The following is a 14,824-nucleotide window of genomic DNA, read 5'->3' as shown; positions in this document are numbered from 1 at the left end:
GCTGTTGCTCTGCTCGCGGGATACCTCGACCTACTGGAGCAGGCGTCCATGAACACGAACCGATTGCGGCACCTCTTCTCTCGCGCGCTGCGGACCTCGCTCGCGACGCCGCTGGTGCTCGCGGGTTGCGGCACCGGCCACACGGACCTGCGGGGCTACTCGGCCATCGAGTGCTCGCCGCAGAGACTTCCCGCCATCGACGACCTGAGCGCCCAACCGGCACCGGACTCCATCGAGCTGCGTCAAATCACGAGCTACGACATCGAGGCCCCGGCGCTCTACGAGACCCGGGACTCCACGGGACAGGCGTGCGCGACCGCCACCGACCCGGGCGCGTGTCGGACCGCGTTGGAGGAAGCACGCCCTCATGACGGCTTCTTCGCCACCTGCACCCTCCTCTGCACGAAGTACTTCCTGGCGACGACGCGCGGCGACGAGGTGAAGACCTGGACGTCGCTGCAGGAGCTCAAGGCGCTGCTGGGCAACGTGGAGACCCGGCAGGACGCGGCGCTCGTGGCCTTCGCGTCGGGCTACGAGCTGGCCTGCGGCGATCTGGAGCGGGGAGCGGTGAAGCGCAACCCGGATGGGAGCTACAACATCGTGGGCACGAGGGGCTTCGCGTGCGGCGAGGGCTCGGACCTCACGCAGCACGTGGTCCGGGTGTCCACCAACGGCGACGTCACGGAGGTGGAGAAGCATGTACTGGAGAAAGGCACGGGCACCTGCGCCGTGGGCCGCCGGCCCGTGGGACTGGAGGGCACGGCTGCGGGAGGCTGCCAGGACACGCTGGGACAGCACTTCGCACAGACGGCGCACCTGGAGGCCGCGTCCATCCACGCCTTCTTGAGGCTGCGTGAGGAGCTGGCCCTGCACGGCGCGGAGGCAGCCCTCCAGGACGCGGCGCTCGCGAGCGCCGTGGATGAAGTCCTGCACGCGGAGCTGACGGGACGGCTCGCGCGCCGTTACGGGGCCACGCCTCCGCCACCCGCCGTCGCCGCCGTGCCGCCGCGACCGCTGGCCGACGTGGCGCTCGACAACGCCGTGGAGGGATGCGTGCGCGAGACGTACGGCGCGCTGGTGGCCCATCACCAGGCGCTGCACGCGCGCGACGCCGAGGTGCGTGAGGCCATGGCCCGCATCGCCGAGGACGAGACGCGGCACGCGGGCCTGTCGTGGGACATCGACCGGTGGGCGCGCTCACGGCTGTCCGCGCCAGAGCAGGCAGCGCTGCGCGAGGCCCAGAAGCGCGCGGTGGCCCTGCTGCGCGCGGAGGTCGCGGCGCCGCTCGACCCAGCGCTCGTCACGGAGGCGGGACTGCCCACGCCCGAGGTCGCGCTGGCGCTGCTCGACACGCTGGAGCAGGAGCTCTGGGCCTGATCAGCCCTGCGGCTTGTTCCGGGTCGCGGCCTCGCGCGCGGCCTGGAGCGTGTCGTCCACCGCGGCCTCCACCGCGTCGCTGACCAGCTCCGGCGCGGAGGTGCGCCAGCGCTCCAGCGCCGCCTCATGCATCGCCTCCGGGTCCTGGAGCTTCGCGTCCGTCTCCGGAGCGACCTCCGCGATGCAGTCCGGACACACGCCTTCGAGCGCCCGCGACCACACCTCCAGGTGCGTGGTGATGAGCACGCCCTCCATCGCCAGGGCCTCGCGCAGGCCCCGTTGTCCCGCGCCGCGCATCTGCGCGCCGTGCACGCGGTCCAGCATCGTGCGCATCCAGGAGGCCACCGCCTCTGGTTTCGGACAGGTCTGCCTGCCACAGACCCGGCAGGTTGTCTGCCAGGACTGGCCTTCCATGGGAGTCATCGCGACCCACTCCTCGCACCCGGGTTGCGCCCTCGCTTTAGCAGGGCCCCTCCCCTCGCGCACGTAGACGTGAGCCGCTCCTAATGCGGAGAATCCGACTTCCTGGACCCTTCTGGAGAACCCTCATGTCGCGAGCCGAGATCGACGAGTCGCATGCGCAGTTCCGTGGAGCCTGGAGGCTCATGACGCTCGGCCTGCCCCGTGGCGAGGTCGTGGAGCGCGCGGACGTGTTCATCACCGCGGGCCATGTCACGTGGTCGCTGATGAACATGGCGTTCCTCAACCGGCCGGCGGAGACGGAGGCGGAGCTGATGCGCGCGGTGGACTCGGCCGCGAGCTACTTCGCGCAGGGACCGCACGGGTGGGCCTTCACGCTGACGCCGGAGTGGCTGGCGCCGGGGCTGAGGGAGCAGGCGGACGCCCTGCTCGCCTCGCGGGGGCTCAAGCCGGGGATGGCCACGACGGGCATGGTGGCGGACCGGCTGCTGGAGCCGGTGCGGCCCCTGCCGCCGCTCGACCTGCGGCCGGTGCGCGACACCTGGGGCTACAACGCCGTCGCGGACGTGAACGCCGCCAGCTACGACACACCCCAGGAGCTGGGGCGTGAAGCCCTGGCCGCCCCCGGCATCTTCGGCCCCGAGAGCCGGGCCTTCGTCGGCTGCCACGACGGCGCGCCGTCGACGAGCACGGTGGCGCTGCGCGTGGACGGCATCGTCTACATCGCGCTGGTGGCGACGCTCGCGGAGCACCGCCGCAAGAGCGCCGCGGAGACGGTGCTCCGGCGCGCGCTGGAGGAGGCGAAGCACGCGTGGGGGCTGGAGCGCACGGTGCTGCATGCCACGGAGGCCGGCGCGCCCGTCTACCGCCGCATGGGCTACCGGGACGTGGCGCCGTTCGTCTCGTACTTCGCGCCTCCCAAGGGAGCATGAATTCCGGGAGTTGAGCGCTGACCTCGCGCGTCAACCCCGCGCGAGGGCGTCCCAAGGGTCGTCCACTCAACGCCGCATGAATCCCACCGCGGGGGCTGGGGTTTGGACCTGGGCCCCCGCTGTCTAGCTTGGGCGGCCAGCCCCCCAACCCTGGACTCCCACCTTGGCGAATCCCTTTCGCACCGACGTGCGCCGCTCCACCGCCGCGCTCCTCGGCGCGCTCCTCGTCCTGGCCTCCGCCTCCGCCCAGGCGCAGTCCGCGCCCACGCCGCTGGAGGACAACCGCACCATCACGCTGGGCTATATCGGCATCGCGTATGAGCTGGGCGGCATCATCGACCCCACGCTGCAACCCGGTGGCACCAGCAGCGCGCGCCCCAACTGGTTCACCTTCGCGCCGCACGCGTCCCAGGCCGGCGGCAAGGGCATGTACGGCGCGGCGCTCGCGCGGCACTTCATCAACGCCGCGCGGCTCCAGCCCTCAGCGTCGCTGACGGGCGCGTTGGACCGGCTGGGACTGAGCGGCGCGCTGCGCCTGCGGCTCCAGGACCTGTCCCTCCAGCTCATCGCGCAGGGCCTGACGGTGGACGCGGCCACGGCGCTCAGCGTGATGACGAGCGCGCTCAACGTCGGGGCGCTCACGGACATGCGCACCCTGCTGGCCACCGCGTCGCGCATGGGCTCGCTGTACTGGAGCGCCCCGGGCGCGACGCCGCTCGACAGGGCGGAGGCCATCGTCATCACGCTGGAGCGCACGCTCCACGAAGGCAACCTCGCCATCTTCAACGACATCGGCGGTTCGGCGCGCCTGTACCTGGACTGGCGCGCTGGCGCCACCGGGCCCATCACGCCCGCGCGCGTGCTCACCGAGTTCACCCTGGCGGGCGCCAGCAACGCGGAGGCCCAGCAGGCGTATGCCTACGCCGTCGCGCACGCGGAGGACTCGCCGCGCCCCACCCGCATGGACCTGCTCTTCCCTGGCATGCAGTGGAAGAGCCTGCTCATCGCCGCGTTCGCGCTCTACGAGGACGCCCGGCTCGCGCCCACGCCCGCGCGCCGTGACGCGCTCGTCGCCATGGGCACCAACTTCGTCGCGTGGCGCGAACAGCATGACCAGGCCCAGGCCGTCTTCACGCCCGCGGGCTCGCCCACCGACGAGGTGTCTCGCGCGGCCGTGCTCCAGATCCTGACGCCCTTGCTGATGACGGACTTCGGCACCGTGCGCTGGACCTATGCGGACTATGCGTATGCCCAGCCGGACCGCGACGGAAACCCGCTCACCTCCCCTCCGTCCGAGTACAGCTGGGCGGACTTCTGGGACCGGTGGAACGGAATCCTCTTCGCGTTCGACCAGGCCTACGCGCGGCCCACGGAGCTGTGGGTCATGCCTGAACCCCTCACGGATCCGCTGGGCTGACAGACGGCCCGGACGCCCCGTGCGCTCGCTTGACGGGCGCGGGGGCCGTGCGGGAGCGTGCAAACCCGATGAGTCCCCTCCCCGGTGGTCCGTTCGAACCCGTTCGCCAGGCGCCCAAGGACGATGCGTCCTCACCGGGCCCGGCTGCCGCGCGCGCGCCGCGAGACGCGAATCAGCCCCCGGTTCCGGCCGACGAGGCCAGCATGTCCGCGCAGACCCGCTTGCAGGTCCTGCGGGAGATGATGTCCGAGGCGTTCCTGGCGCTCGACGCGCAGGGAACCATCCATGAGCTCAACCACCGCGCCGCGTCGCTGCTGGGCCTGCCCTATGGCACCTGCCAGGGAATGACGCCGTGGGCGGCGCAGCCGATGCTCGCCGGCACGACGTTGCACGAGCGGCTCCTGGACGCGCTCTCCACGCGCGAGCCGGCGCGCTTCCTGTCGGAGCTGCCGTCGGGCGTCTGGCTGGAGCTGGCCGTGCGGCCGGTGGGCGGCGAGACGTGGGTGCTGGCCACGGACATCACCCGCCGTCAGCGCGCGGAGACGGAGGTCGCGCGCACCGAGGAGCGCTTCCGCCAGCTGGGCGAGCGCTTCCAGGTGGCGCTGGAGTCCGCGCAGATGGCGGTCTGGGAGACGAACCTCGTCACCGGGCAGGTGTTCCGCTCGGAGGGGCATGACCGGCTCTACGGCTACCCGCAGCCGTTGGCGGAGTGGACGCACGAGCGGTTCCTGGCGTCGCTGCATCCGGATGACCGGCCGGCGGTGGAAGCGCAGGTGCTGGCCATCTTCCACAACGACGTGCTGTCGTACTCCTCCACCTTCCGCACGCACTGGCCGGACAACACCTGGCACTGGCTGATCAGCCGGTCGCGCGTCATCCGCGACGCGAACGGCAAGGTGATGGTGGTGCGCGGGGCCATCCTGGACATCACCGCGCTGAAGGAGACGGAGGAGGCGCTACAGGAGGCGGTGCGCACGCGCGACGACTTCCTGTCGGTGGCGAGCCACGAGCTGCGCACGCCGCTCACGTCGCTGCGCCTTCAAGTCGACCTGCTGCGCCGCATGTCCGAGTCGAAGGGCCAGGAGCCCGTGGGCTCGGAGAAGGTCTCGGTGCGGCTGGACGCGGCGGACCGGCAGCTCAAGCGGCTGACGTCGCTGTTGGACAACCTGCTGGACGTGAGCCGCATCCGCACGGGCAAGCTGGACTTCGAGCTGGCGAGCGGAGACCTGGCGCCGCTGGTGCAAGACCTGGCGGCGCGCTTCGGAGACGAGGCGAAGCAGGCTGGGGTGGAGCTGGACGCGCGCATGGAGGGGCCCGCGCCGTGCCGGTTCGACCGGATCCGGATGGAGCAGGTGGTGAGCAACCTGATCTCCAATGCGCTGAGATACGGCCAGGGCACTCCGGTGCAGGTGGCGCTGCGCCGTCAGGACGGGCAGCTACGGCTGACCGTGCGGGACGGCGGCCCGGGAGTCCCCGTCGCCGAGCGCGAGCGCATCTTCCAGCGCTTTGCCCAGGTGCAGGGCTCCGCGCGCACGGGAGGCCTGGGACTGGGGCTCTACATCGTGCAGCAGATCCTGGAAGCGCACGGCGGACGCGTCTGGGTGGAGGACGCGCCCGGCGGTGGTGCCGCGTTCGTGGTGACGCTGCCGGTGGACGGGGCGTAGGCGCAGGTTCAGGGCACGAGCGGCGTTCCCCCGCTGTCGGCGGGAAAGCCGAGCCGGAGGGACTTCGCCTCGCCCTGCTTCACGTCCACGGGCACGCGCAGGACCGACGGTCCGAACCAGCCATCGACGGCGAAGAAGGTGTAGCGGCCGGGCGGCAGGTGGCTGAAGTCGAAGTCCACGCGCCAGTGGTAGGGCCCCGGCACATCTGGATCCTCTGGCGGCCACTTCCTCGCGGCGGGATCGCTGGTGAACGCGGAGCGCTGGAGGATCCGCAGGGCTGCGTACGTCTTCGGCATGTCCACATGGCCGGGAACGAGGAAGGTCTCCAGCCGTTCACGTGGCTCCGGGAAGTGGACCTGGAGCGCGCCCCCTGCGCTCCTCGGGACGAAGTCCCTGCGTTCGCGCTCGTGTGGCGAGAGCGAGACGGGCTGGGGTGAGAAGACCCGCGGCGCGGGCCGGGGCCACGAAGCATCCCGGAGCGGCTCATCCGAAACGTGCACGAAGCACTCGCGGTCCCCTGGAACGCGCAGCACGTAGTGGCCGGCGTCATCCGTCGTGGTGCGGGTATCGAGCCCGGCCTCGCAACGCGCCCGGACCGTCACGCCCGCGAGCGGAACGCGCGCCCCATCCGTCACGACCCCCTGGAGTTCCCCGTCAGCGGTCAGCCGCAGCTCCACCGAGTCCTCGTGAGCGCCGACTTCGTACAAGGCCGTTCCGCCCTGCTCCTCGTTCACGCGGAGGAACAGGGGGCGAAGGGGCAGGTGTTTGAGGTGGAAGCGGCCCGCCTTGTCCGCTTCATGCATGAAGCCGTGCTCGTCGCGCGGCCCCTCCAGGTCGGCGGGGTCCACCCAGTCGACGCGGGCATTGGGAACCCCTGTCTGCCCATCTTCGTGGAGCACCTGGCCCACGACGGTGTGCCCGGGATCGAGCGTGATGTCAGGGAGCGTCCGCTCCTCGTTCGCGCGAGCTTCGACCCGCAGGCGGAACGGGGCCATGCCCTGCGCCCCGATGAACAGGGCGGAGGGACGCGAGGCGTCCGGGGTCCAGGCGAAGCGGCCTTCGTGATGGGCCACCGGATACCCCTGGAGGGAGAACTCCTTCAGGGGCTGCCCATCCGGTTGGAGGACGCGACCCAGCAGCGTGCCTGGAGACTGAAACACCACGGGCCCGCCATTGGGGCCGGAAGGCGCTTGTTCCGCGACGCCCACCTTCTGGTGGAGCCCATCCATGGACACGAGTTCGAGCTTGTGGGGGCGAGCCAGGGGATGGCTCAACTCGAAGTATCCGTCCGGACCGGTCCTCGTCCTGCACCTGTCCATGAGGTCCCTGCCTTCCGGAGACTCGAGCGCCGTGGCCCGCAGCTGCATGCCGGCCAGGGGTTTCCCATCGGCAGTCACCGCCCTGCCCGTCCACGGACCCGCACTGGCGATGCCTTCGAAGCTCACCGTGACTTCCGCCTGCTGTCCGGGAGGGACGTCGACGTCCACGGTGCGGTCCCAGTGACACCCGGCGGAAGGAGCGTAGCTGGCCGACACGCGATAGCGCTGCGCCGGCAGCCGCAGGTGGCGCGTTCCCTCAGGCGTTTGCTCGGACACGTACGAGAAGCCGGCCCGCCGGTCGATGGGCTCCACGGAACTCCGGGTGTTCTGGACCACGCGTCCCTGGGTATCGACCACCCGCACGAGCAATGACGAGCGTAGGCCCATCACGATGGTGATCTCGGGCTGGGGAGTGACGACCTTCAACCGGCGCCAGCTCCAATCCGCCTTGCTGGCATAGAGCAGGCCCTCGCCAGCGGCCACGCCCTCGAAAGTGAACCGGCCCTGCGTGTCACTGGAGGTCTGCACGAGCGGGGTGGCGACGGTGGAAGAGACAAACCGGAGCCAGACGCTGTTCAGAGGCTTTCCCTCCGTATCCACCACGCGACCGGGGAGGGGCACCGTGCGCGCCAGGGACAGCTCCATCCGCGGCTTCGATTCCGGCGCGATCCGGATGTCCGTGTGGAAGGCCGTCACGAAGCCCCGTGCCTGGACCTCCGCGACATACCGGCCCGGCTTCAGCGCAACGCGTCCGGTCCCCTGCGCGTCCGTCATGCCGGGCAGCGCGCTGTCTTGCGACAGATCCGCGCGCCAGACGTTCACCCGCGCGCCGGATACAGGTTGTCCCTCCGGGTCCACGATCCGGAACATCCACGTCATGTCCTGCGCCGGCCCGGGCGTTTCCAATTCCGGACGCGTGCCCGCGCAAGCGAGCACCACGGCAACGAGCCCCACCCAGCTCCATCGCATGGCGCGAAGCATACGCGATGGACTCACGTCAGCGCGTGTATGGCCTTCCGCCTCCGCGAGCGGGACGCGCGGACTGGATGACGTGCACGCCGGTCCTGGTCAGCTCCACGGGGATTCGCAGGATCGCGTCCGCTCCGTCCATCTCGTCCCGGATGAAGACCGTGTAGTGCCCCAGGGGAAGACGACTGAAGCGGAAGTCCGCCCCCAACAGAAAGTGGGGAACGAAGGACTCGCTCCCGTTCTCCGACTCCCAGGTGTTCGGCATCGGGTCGGATCCGAAACCCGCCCGCATCAGGGCATCCAGCGCCTCGGGCGAGCGAGGCCATGCAACGTCTCCCGGAAGCACGAACGCGGTGACGAACTCGCGAGATGCCTCGACACTCACCTCCAGCGACGCGGGCCCCTGACGGGGCTCGAAATCCGACGACTGCCGTGAGCCGGACGGAACACGCAGCCGCGTCGAGGAGAAGAACACCGGAGGCGGCTGGGGCGGCCGAGGCGGCCGGAGGTTCAGGGGGCTCCCTTCGGGATGCACGAAGCACTCGCGGTCTGCCGGGATGTTCATGGCGTAGTGGCCCGACCCGTCGCTGCTGGCGCTCATCTTGAACCCACCTTCGCAGCGGACCTCCAGGCTCACCCCCGCCAGCGGAACCTGCGCTCCATCCGTCACGAATCCGTGCAGCTCCGCGTTGGGAACGAGCCGCAACCGCACCGCCGTCTCATCGGGTTCGAGCGCATGGAGCACGGTCCCGTGTTCCTTCGAAGCGACGCGCAGGAACTGGCGCCGGCCTGGCACATGCTTGAGCTCGAAGCGGCCCTCGGCGTCGGTCATCGCCCACCGCGAGCGAGGGCGTCCATGGCCGTCCAGGTCGAACTCCTCCATGAGCTCGACCTCCTGATGGGGCACGCCCGAGCGGCCGTTACTCGCGAAGACACGGCCCTGGACGGTGCGGCCCTCCTCGAGGACGACGTCCGGGACCTGGAGCACTTCTCCTTCTCGCCCTTGCGCGCGCACGAGCGCAGGGGCGAATCCCCACACGTCGATGACCCACTGATAGGTGTGGGTCAAGTCCACGTATCGCACGTACTCGCCCCGCGGATTGTTCGGGGAGCGTCCGTTGACTTCGAAGAAGCCCACGGGCTGTCCATCCGGACGCACGACACGGCCCTTCAGGCTTCCAGAGACCCTGCGGAACACCACCGCTTCACCCGTTCCCGCGGGAAGAGGACCTCTCGCCTCCCAGCCCCGGGCCCCTTCGGGGGCGTCCATTGTCAGGGCGCGCGGAGCCTTGAAGACGTGCGGAATGGCGAAGGAGCCGTCCTGCCCCACGGCGCCCGTGCACCGGCCGCTCAAGCCCAGCCCATGCGGCTCTTCATCCGCCCCCCAGGCAACCACTGTCCCGTGGTCAAGCGCCTTGCCGTTGGCATCCACGGCCCGCCCTCGCCAGGGTCCAGCGTCATGAAGGCCTTCGAAGCTCACCGTCGCTTCCGCCTGCTGGCCTGGAAGCACCTGGACCACGATGCCGCGAGTCCACTCACAGCCGGGCACGGGAGTGTACCTGCCGGAGATGAGGTAGCGCCCTGCGGGAAGCTGCGGGAAGACGGTGGCATCTTGCGCCTCCTCCGGGGACAGCTCGTCGGGGCTCATGTCATCCATGGACACGAAGTCATCCATGGACGAGATGGAGAAAGGCCCTCCAGACAATGGCTGTCCATCGGGCCCGCGCACCTGGACCCGCAGCGAGCTGAGTCCGCCCATCACCACCGTCAACTCCGGCTGTGGCGCCGCGAGCTTCAGCCGCGTGGGGCTCCATTCCTCCTTCTCCGCGAGAAGCTTCACGGCTCCCGCGGGCACGTTGTCGAAGCGGAAGCGTCCGTCCTCATCGCTTTCGGTATGCAGCGCTGCTTCCTCATCCGCGGACGGAGTGAGCCGGAGTTGCGCCCCCGCGACAGGCCGTCCCTCCAGATCCACCACGCGCCCCGCGAACGGCGCCGCACGCGCCAGCGTCAGCTCGAGTCGGACCTCCTCACCCGGAGGAATCCGCGCGTCCGTGTGGAGCGTGCGCACGAACCCCGGCGCCTCCGCCTGGACGACATACCAGCCCGGCATCACCCGAAGCCGCACCGTCCCGGTCGCGTCGGAAGTACCGGACCGGGAGATGAGGCTCCCCTCGTCCGCGCGGCGTGCCACCAGCTTCACGCCGGACACGGGCTGCCCCGCCGGATCCACCGTGCGGACGGTGAACGCCACCGCCTCCACCGGCCAGCGGGGCTTCGTTTGCACCGGACGCGGCGCATCCGCGCACGCGAGCACCACGGCCAAGAGCCCCACCCAGCTCCATCGCATGCCCCACAGGTTAGCAGGGGCTGTCGTGGAGGCGGCGGCATTGGCATCAATCGACAAGCATCGTCCCTCCACTCTCCAGGGGGAAGCGGAGCGGGAGGGACTTCGTCTCCTCGTGGGTCAAGTCCACCGGCACGCGCAGGACCGCGAACGCGGTGTCCTGGGGTTCGACGACGAAGAGCGTGTAGCGCTTCCTTGGCAGATGGCTGAAGGCGAAGTTCTTCTGCAGGAATTGATATCCAGGCAGGTCCGGATCATTCGAGCGCCACGAAAACGCGGGCGGGTCGTTGCTGAAGGCGGACCGCTGAAGCGCCATCAACTCCGCGAAGTTCTTCGGCATGCGCGCGTCGCCAGGGACAAGGAACGACTCCAGTCGTTCGCGTGGCTCGGGGAAGCCGACCCGAAGCGAGGCGCCCGTGCTTCGGGGCACGAAATCCCTGCGCTCGCGCTCGCGCGGTGAGAGCGAGACAGCCTGGGGCGCGAAGACGAGCGGCGGCGGCCTGGGCCAGGGCGCATCCCGGAGATCTTCCTCGGAGACGTGCACGAAGCACTCCCGGTCCGCGGGAACGCGGAGCACGTAGTGGCCCGCTTCGTCAGTCTCGGTACGGGCATCGAGCCCGGCCTCGCAACGCACCCGCACCTTCACGCCCGCGAGCGGAACCCGCGCGCCATCCGTCACGAAGCCTACGAGCGCTCCGTCGGGTTTCAGCGTGAGGTCCACCCGATCCTCGCGAGGCCCCAGCTCATACAGGAGGGTTCCGGCCCTCTTGTCATTCACCCGAAGGTATTGCCGCCGCCGGGGCACATGGTCGAACTTGAAGCGGCCAGCCATGTCGGCGGGAAGCTCATAGGGAGAGGGCGAGCGCCGGATGTCCACATCGGCGGGGTCCACCAGCTCGACTCCCGCCTCGGGCACGGGTGTGCGGCCATCCTCCTGGAACACCCGGCCCACCACGGAGTGCCCGGCGTCGAGCGTGATGTCCGGGACCGTCCGCACCTCGTGTGCGCGGCCTTCGACACGCACGCGCGTCGGGGCCAGGTTCGGAGCACTGGCGATCAGCGAATAGGCGCGAGATGCATCCAACCGCCGGAAGAAGTGGCCTTCAGGGTTGGCATTGGAGGTCCAGTCGACGTCGAACCGGGTCAGCGGCTTCCCGTCAGGGCCGAGGACGCGTCCCACCAGCGCTCCAGGCGAGTGGAACACCACGGGTCCATCCTTCATGTCGGAAGGCGCTTGCTCCGCCTCGCCCACCTGCTCGCGAGAGTCCCGTGTTCGGATCTTGAGCGTGTAGGGCCAGGCGAGCGCCTGCATCCACTCGAAGCGCCCGTCGGGTCCGGTGGTGGTCTCGCAAAAGCCGCCGGTGCGCATGCCCGCTGGAGACGGGTTCGACGTCGCAAACAGCGACAGGCCCGCCAGCGGCTGCCCATCGGGGGTCACCGCGCGTCCCGTCCAGGGGCTCGTGGTGGCGACGCCCTCGAAGCTCACGGTGACTTCGGCCTGCTGCCCGGGGAGGACGTCGACGTCCACGCTGCGCCCCCACCAGCAGCCGGGAGTCGGATTGTAGTGGCCTGTCACGCTGTAGCGCTGCGCCGGGAGTTGTTGGTGGAGCAGTCCGTCAGGCGTTCGCTTGAACTCGTACGCCACGCCCAACCGGCCATCCAGCGGGGTGACGTAGCTCCTGGCCATCGGGAGCAGGTGGCCTTCGGGGTCCACCACCCGCACGAGCAGGGACGACAGCCGCCCCATCACGACGGTGAGCTCGGGCTGGGGCGTGAGCATCTTCAACCGCTGCGGGCTCCACTCCCACTTGTCGACGTAGAGCAGGCCCTCGCCCGCGGCCGCGCCCTCGAAGTGGAACTGGCCCTGCGCATCACTGGTGGCTTCCACGAAGGGCGCGGCGACGTTGGAGGAAGCGAACCGGAGCCGGACGTCCGGCACGGGCTTCCCCTCCACATCCACCACACGCCCGGAGAGTGACGCAGAGCGTGTCAGGGACACGTCGAGCGCCGGCTTGGATTCCGGCGCGAGCCGGATGTCCGTGCGGAATGCCGTCACGAAGCCACGCGCCTGGACCTCCGCGGCATACCAACCCGGCTTCAGGAGATGGTGGCCCGTGCCCTGTGCGTCCGTCGTGCCCGACCGTACGTTGTATGTTGGCGGATGATCCGCGCGCCAGACGCTCACCCGCGCACCGGCCACGGGATGCCCGTCCGGATCCACGACCCGGAACATCCACGCCACATCCTCCGCCGGTCCAGGCGTATCCACCACCGGACGCGGCGTGCCAGCGCACGCGAGCACCACGGCCAAGAGCCCCACCCAGCTCCATCGCATGCCCCATAGATTAGCAGGCACGCGTGAACGCCAGACAGGCCCTCAGCCGAAGCGCTCGCGGAAGGTGCTCAGGTTCGGCCCCTTCCCGCCGCGCTCGTACACCGCGAACACCACGCGGCTGAACGCGCCCGCCATCGTGGACAGCCCTCTCGCGAAGGCCTCCGCCGCGTCGTGCGGGTTGTTGCGGAACGCGCCGCAGCCCCAGGCCCCCAGGATGATCGTGCGGTGCCCGTGGTGCGCCGCCACCTGCAACACCTTGAGTGCCCTCGCGGCCAGCACCTCACGCAGCTTCTGCGCGACCTCCGGATCCTTCGCGGGCAGCTCCCTCGCGTTGGGCGCGGGCGCCGTCAGCAGCGACACGGCGAAGGGACGCTCCAGGAGGTCGTAGTGCTCGTTGCGGAAGAACGGCACGTCCGGCGAATAGATGAAGTGGTCCGTGTACAGCGGCGAGCGCAGCTTGCGGTTCACGTCGTAGTACTCCGGCCACTTCAGCAGGCACGGGTACAGCGCCGAGCACCGCGCCAGGTCCTCTTCCTGCGCCTTCGCGCCCGTGAGGAAGCCGCCGCCCGGGTTCACCGCCGACGCGAAGTTGAGCGCGAGCACCCGCTCCTCGCCCTCCTGCTCCACCAGCCGGCGCGCGGCGTCGCCCGTCTTCTCCGGCGTCACCTCGATGGTGAAGCCCGGCACCGGCGCGGGCCGCGTGAGGTGTTCGAAGTCACCGGGGCGCACCAGCACGGTGCCCTCGACCGCGCGCGACACCGCGTCGCGAATGGACACCTCCCGCCCGGACAGCGGCACGTACGTGCCCTGCTCCAGGATGTGAAGGGTCTCGTCCGCGACGCGGGTCAGCGACATGGCGTCACTCGCAGCCGATGCGCTCGGGCGCCACCGCGAGGTCGTCGATCCACGTCTCCGACTCGGAGTCGCCCTTGGGGTGCACGAAGCCGTAGCCCACCCCGAAGTTGGTGAACGGCCGGATGCCCACGTTCGGGAAGTCGAAGGCCAGCTTCCCATCCACCCACACCAGCGCGTGGCCCGTGGTGGCGGAGCTGTTGGCACGCTCCACGCCCCACTCGATGCAGGTCCACTTGTTGGGCGACACCGTGACCTCCGTGCCCTCCTGGTGGTTCCAGCCCGTGCCCTTGATGCCGCTCCAGTCATCCAGCGCGAAGGCGCCGCTGTGCATTCCCTGGAGCTCGATGCCGCCGAAGTCGTTGTCCTTCGGGGAGAAGAGGATGAAGTACGTCCCCATCACGCCCTCGGGCGAGGCCCGGTTCAGGTACACGTACGCGCGCGTGTAGAGCTTCGTGCCGAACGCCGGGATGTCCCTGCGCAGATGCGCGATGGCCTGTTGGTCCCCCTGCCCCGTGTCCTCGTTGTAGCCCGGGTCCGTCTTCACGTGCACCGAGGCCTTGCCGGAGCGGGGGCGCGTGCTGTCGACGGCGATGGTGGCGTGATGGTCCTCGTCCGGCTGCTTCCAGCCGGTCTCCCCGTCTTCGAAGTCCTCACAGATGATGGCGGAGGCGGGGCACTGGCCGTTGCCCGTGCTCGTGCCGGCGTCGGTGTTCGTGCCGGCGTCCGTGCCCGAGTCCGGGGTGTTGTCCTTCTTGTCGTCATCGCCGCAAGCCGACAGCGCGCCCACCGCGAGAGAAGCCATCATCAACGCCAGTGCCGAAGTCGAACGCATGAGTCCTTCCAGGAAGAGGCGTCGCGCCCTCGCGCTCCAGCCGCGGGGACGGGACGTGTCTCCGTCCTAACACGCCCCCCCGTCCTCCTTGGAATGGGGCCCGGCAGACCCCGGTGCCAGCGGCAAGCGAGCAGGCGATGACGGCCGGCCCCGTGGGGCCATGCGGATGTCGTCCGTGGATGGATGCGCGCGCGGCGCGATCACAAGTGCTCACTAGCGGCGCACCACCCTGCCCGGCAGGTGCGCGTTGCCGTTCCGGCCCGTACTGCTTTCCATGTGAGGCGCCAGCGGCACGGGCGTCACCCCCACGGGCGACAGGAGGGCACGGAGGTCACGGTGTCGCCCAACAAGTGGACCTGC

General features: G+C 70.1%; 10 protein-coding genes. 4 read left to right on the top strand and 6 right to left on the bottom strand.

The annotated features are described in order from the left end of the window. Positions 1-48 precede the first annotated feature (48 nt). Positions 49-1,377, top strand: a complete 1,329-nt coding sequence (locus D7V80_RS26900; RefSeq protein WP_120590879.1) for a ferritin-like domain-containing protein — start codon at positions 49-51, stop codon at positions 1,375-1,377. On the opposite strand, the gene D7V80_RS26895 is transcribed toward D7V80_RS26900, so the two are convergent. Further along, a complete protein-coding gene (locus D7V80_RS26895; protein ID WP_147447224.1) occupies positions 1,378-1,710 on the bottom strand; it encodes a hypothetical protein in 333 nt (110 codons plus the stop codon). 215 nt (positions 1,711-1,925) lie between these two features. On the opposite strand from D7V80_RS26895, the gene D7V80_RS26890 reads away from it, so the two are divergent. From D7V80_RS26890 to D7V80_RS26880, 3 genes are all read left to right on the top strand, one after another. Beyond that, positions 1,926-2,729 (top strand): GNAT family N-acetyltransferase, encoded by an 804-nt coding sequence (locus tag D7V80_RS26890; protein WP_120590877.1) that lies wholly within the window; start codon positions 1,926-1,928, stop codon positions 2,727-2,729. 163 nt (positions 2,730-2,892) lie between these two features. Next, positions 2,893-4,146 carry a hypothetical protein gene (locus tag D7V80_RS26885; RefSeq protein ID WP_120590876.1) on the top strand — a complete coding sequence of 418 codons (1,254 nt, stop codon included), beginning with the start codon at positions 2,893-2,895 and terminating at the stop codon, positions 4,144-4,146. A 203-nt stretch (positions 4,147-4,349) separates the two neighbouring features. After that, positions 4,350-5,810, top strand: coding sequence for an ATP-binding protein (locus tag D7V80_RS26880; RefSeq protein WP_120590875.1), 1,461 nt, complete (start codon positions 4,350-4,352; stop codon positions 5,808-5,810). 8 nt (positions 5,811-5,818) lie between these two features. Here D7V80_RS26880 and D7V80_RS26875 read toward each other — a convergent pair whose 3' ends face one another. The 5 genes from D7V80_RS26875 to D7V80_RS26855 all read right to left on the bottom strand — a co-directional run bounded on the left by D7V80_RS26875 (position 5,819) and on the right by D7V80_RS26855 (position 14,464). Further along, on the bottom strand, positions 5,819-8,098 hold the full coding sequence (locus tag D7V80_RS26875) for a carboxypeptidase-like regulatory domain-containing protein (protein ID WP_233585745.1): 2,280 nt from the start codon (positions 8,096-8,098) through the stop codon (positions 5,819-5,821). Positions 8,099-8,126: 28 nt separating this feature from the next. Beyond that, entirely contained in the window at positions 8,127-10,430 is a 2,304-nt protein-coding gene (locus tag D7V80_RS26870; protein WP_233585743.1) for a carboxypeptidase-like regulatory domain-containing protein, read from the bottom strand. A gap of 61 nt (positions 10,431-10,491) precedes the next feature. Next, positions 10,492-12,762 carry a carboxypeptidase-like regulatory domain-containing protein gene (locus tag D7V80_RS26865; protein ID WP_233585741.1) on the bottom strand — a complete coding sequence of 757 codons (2,271 nt, stop codon included), beginning with the start codon at positions 12,760-12,762 and terminating at the stop codon, positions 10,492-10,494. A gap of 57 nt (positions 12,763-12,819) precedes the next feature. Beyond that, on the bottom strand, positions 12,820-13,632 hold the full coding sequence (locus tag D7V80_RS26860; protein ID WP_120590872.1) for a TIGR02452 family protein: 813 nt from the start codon (positions 13,630-13,632) through the stop codon (positions 12,820-12,822). Between the two features lie 4 nt (positions 13,633-13,636). Next, positions 13,637-14,464 carry a hypothetical protein gene (locus D7V80_RS26855; protein ID WP_120590871.1) on the bottom strand — a complete coding sequence of 276 codons (828 nt, stop codon included), beginning with the start codon at positions 14,462-14,464 and terminating at the stop codon, positions 13,637-13,639. Positions 14,465-14,824: the final 360 nt, after the last annotated feature.

It is taken from the genome of Corallococcus sp. CA054B, assembly GCF_003611625.1.
GTDB lineage: Bacteria > Myxococcota > Myxococcia > Myxococcales > Myxococcaceae > Corallococcus > Corallococcus coralloides.
This window is presented reverse-complemented; position numbering and strand designations above follow the sequence as displayed.

Coding starts and splice junctions, on each gene's coding strand:
- D7V80_RS26875 (WP_233585745.1), bottom strand. CDS start 8,098: ATGCGATGGAGCTGGGTGGGGCTCGTTGCCGTGGTGCTCGCTTGCGCG.
- D7V80_RS26900 (WP_120590879.1), top strand. CDS start 49: ATGAACACGAACCGATTGCGGCACCTCTTCTCTCGCGCGCTGCGGACC.
- D7V80_RS26890 (WP_120590877.1), top strand. CDS start 1,926: ATGTCGCGAGCCGAGATCGACGAGTCGCATGCGCAGTTCCGTGGAGCC.
- D7V80_RS26895 (WP_147447224.1), bottom strand. CDS start 1,710: ATGCGCACGATGCTGGACCGCGTGCACGGCGCGCAGATGCGCGGCGCG.
- D7V80_RS26860 (WP_120590872.1), bottom strand. CDS start 13,632: ATGTCGCTGACCCGCGTCGCGGACGAGACCCTTCACATCCTGGAGCAG.
- D7V80_RS26880 (WP_120590875.1), top strand. CDS start 4,350: ATGTCCGCGCAGACCCGCTTGCAGGTCCTGCGGGAGATGATGTCCGAG.
- D7V80_RS26855 (WP_120590871.1), bottom strand. CDS start 14,464: ATGCGTTCGACTTCGGCACTGGCGTTGATGATGGCTTCTCTCGCGGTG.